This window comes from Peribacillus sp. P4_C12, assembly GCF_056402095.1.
The window spans coordinates 1-3,113 of sequence record NZ_JBFUIB010000436.1 but is presented as its reverse complement, the minus strand read 5'-3'; the positions used below and the strand labels follow the sequence as shown (position 1 = coordinate 3,113).

3 protein-coding genes are annotated in these 3,113 nt (G+C 37.8%); all 3 read left to right on the top strand.

Features of this window, described 5'->3' with window-relative positions; translation table 11 throughout:
• The first annotated feature begins 14 nt into the window (after nucleotides 1-14).
• Nucleotides 15-716, top strand: a complete 702-nt coding sequence (locus AC1DUW_RS24455; RefSeq protein WP_477643682.1) for a penicillin-binding transpeptidase domain-containing protein — start codon at nucleotides 15-17, stop codon at nucleotides 714-716.
• A complete protein-coding gene (locus tag AC1DUW_RS24450; protein WP_477643681.1) occupies nucleotides 709-996 on the top strand; it encodes a hypothetical protein in 288 nt (95 codons plus the stop codon). The genes AC1DUW_RS24455 and AC1DUW_RS24450 overlap by 8 nt, the downstream gene beginning before the upstream one ends.
• Before the next feature lie 558 nt (nucleotides 997-1,554).
• Complete coding sequence (locus tag AC1DUW_RS24445; protein WP_053348040.1) at nucleotides 1,555-2,967, top strand: glycoside hydrolase family 18 protein; 1,413 nt, start codon at nucleotides 1,555-1,557, stop codon at nucleotides 2,965-2,967.
• The last annotated feature ends 146 nt before the right edge of the window (nucleotides 2,968-3,113 follow it).

Genomic DNA, 3,113 nt, shown 5'->3' with positions numbered 1-3,113 from the left:
CTTCTCCATTGCAAATGGCACAAGCCTTTTCCGCTTTCCCTAACGATGGAATTATGGTAGAAGCTCATGCTATTCAACGCATCGAGAACGCCAGTGGCGAAACACTCGGAAAGTGGAATAAAAAAGAAAGTCGAGTAACAGAACCATCTGTTGCCCAAAAAATCACTTTTATGCTGAAAGGTGTTGTAAACGAAGGAACAGGGGTAAAGGCTCAGATTGAAGGTAGAGAAATTGCCGGTAAAACAGGAACTACACAACTGCCATTTTCTACGCAAAATGGAGCGAAGGATCATTGGTTTGTAGGGTATACTCCGCAAGTTGTAGGAGCCATTTGGTTAGGATACGACAAAACAGATCAAACCCATTATCTCTCCTCGTCTAGTAGTGGAACTGCTACTGTTATTTTTAAAGAGATTTTATTGAAATCTGGCAATGAGGTCCCTACTAAAGGGTTTGACCTATCATTACTTGGAGGCAACTATATAAAACAATTAGAAAAGAAAGTAAAGGCTAAAGAAGAAAAGAGAAAACAAGATAATGAAAACCAAAGTGGAATTAAAGCACCAAAAAGTGAAAAGAACAAAAGCCATGAAAATAAAAAGCATTTAAAAGAAATAAAAAACAAAAATAAAGAAAACAAAGAAAAGAAAAAAAATAAGGGAAAAGATGATAAAAAAAACAAAGTTAAGAAAGAAAAAAAGGAGAATCATGGATAAGGAAGGGGGAGTAATTATAATGACTGTTTTGTTCGGTACGGAAGAATACTTTGAACAAGAAATGCTAAGACACTTAGAAATTAGTCGAATGGGAAAATGGACTAAAGAAGATGAAATCTCATTAATATATTCAATATTAGAAAATGAAATTTTATACGACTTTGTATGTGACGAAAAGGTTCGAATAGAATGTTTGAAAAATCTTGCCTATGCAGATAAAAGGTTAAGGATAAAAGACTATCGACCTATAAATGTCAATGAAAAATATAGTTTAGTGTAACCATTTGGATGAGTAACACTAGCTATAGCTATTGAACCCTACATGAGGTTTGCTTTTTGTAATAAATGTAATAGATACCGTTAGCTTGTAAAATTTGGAATATATTATTTTGCCTCATTCGAAAAAGTACACTTTTATGAACAAAAAAGCCCTTAGTAGATGAAAAAAGGGCTTTTTCGTATTTTTAATTGATGGAAACCATTGGATACCTCATATAACCCATCAATAGAATGTAGAAAAAATATGAAGGACGAGAGTCAGGGAGATGAAGTGTTGGGAGCCCTGAGCGTTTCGCCCTTCAAAGTTAATGTTCTCCATTTCGTAAAAGATATACAAAGGTGGTTAAAATGACTGAATTGTAGGAGCAATGAACTGGGATAAAAAATGTAGCACGGTTTCTTGGATGTACGTTAAATAACCAGAAATTTGTTGTAATAATTATAAGCTAGAATAGCGAAAAACTGAGCATTATGGAATAACGAAACCACCATGAAGCATATAAGGTCTTTACAGGGAATAAAATGAATGAAATATATGAAGGAAAGCGGGGCAGTGCATTTGAAAATCCATGTGGTGAATAAGGGGGATTCCTTGTGGAAGATTTCCCAGCAATATGGTGTCAGCACCAACCGAATTGTTAGGATCAATGGCCTTGAAAATCCCGAAAAGTTAGTGATTGGCCTAGCACTTTTGATTCCTGAACCTTATCTTCAGTACAGAGTTCAACCAGGGGATACTCTCGAAAAAATCGTGACTCAGTTTGGAACAACCTTACAGGAAATCATGCAAAGAAATCGCATCACAAATCCTTCTAATATCTATCCAGGACAAAGACTTACCATTCCGGTCATTTTTCATACAGTAAGGGAACGAGATACCCTTTATGACATAGCAAGACGTTATGGAACAACAGTTCAATCCATAATGCAGACTAATCGAATTACAGACCCTATTAGTATTTATCCCGGACAGATAGTAAAGATTCCTCAGAAACCGAAACCCACGATTGATGTGAATGGTTTTACAAACGTTTATGGGCAAAGAGGCGCGGTACAGGTACGTGAAGTAGCCTACGATTTGACCTACGTAAGTCCGTTTGGTTATAGAATGAGGCAAGATGGGAGTTTAGAAGTCATTGATGACAACCCGACTATACAAGCGGCGCAGTCAACTGGAGTTGTACCCATGATGTGCATAACGAATTTTTCCGCCACTGAAGCGGGAACAAGGCTTGCACATACGATACTTTCTGATTTAAGTTTAGTGGAAAAATTATTGACCAATGTCATAAATACGATGAAAAATAAAGGTTACCGTGGATTGAATATCGACTTTGAAAGTGTAGCGTCTGAAGACCGTGATTTCTACAATCGGTTTCTCCAAAGAGCAGTGGATCGATTGCGTCCTGAAGGCTACTTTGTGTCCTCCTCCCTTGCCCCAAAAACTAGTGCCAATCAAAAGGGATTATTAGTTGAAGCACATGATTATCCTGTTCACGGACGGCTGCTCGATTTCGTTGTGCTGATGACATATGAATGGGGTTACCGAAAGGGACCGCCACAGGCTATCTCTCCCATTAATCAAATCAAGCGGGTCCTAGACTATGCAGTTACAGTGATTCCAACAAACAAAATCTTTATAGGCTTTCAAATTTATGCACGTGACTGGCTTGTTCCTCATATAGAGGGTCAAGAAGCAGAGACTTTCGACATGCAGGAAGCCATCAGGCGTGCCACCCAATATAATGTAGAAATAAAATATGACGAGACAACCCAATCACCTTATTATAGATACAAAGACAGTCAGGGGCGCACACATGAAGTTTGGTTTGAGGACGCACGCAGTGCTAAAGCCAAATTCGACCTGGTGAAGAGTTACAGGGCAAGGGGGCTCAGTTATTGGGTACTTGGTTATCCTTTTCCTCAGAATTGGGAATTACTTGGAGATACATTTATTGTGCGAAAATTGTAAGATGTTTTTTAATAGCACTGAAATTGCCCGCCCTAGAAGTTCATCATTGCTTTTTGCCTGACATGGGGTCAACAAAATGAGCGTTTTTGGCAGAATAAGAATCAAACAATCATTATATCCTCATTTATAATCACAACTATTAAATC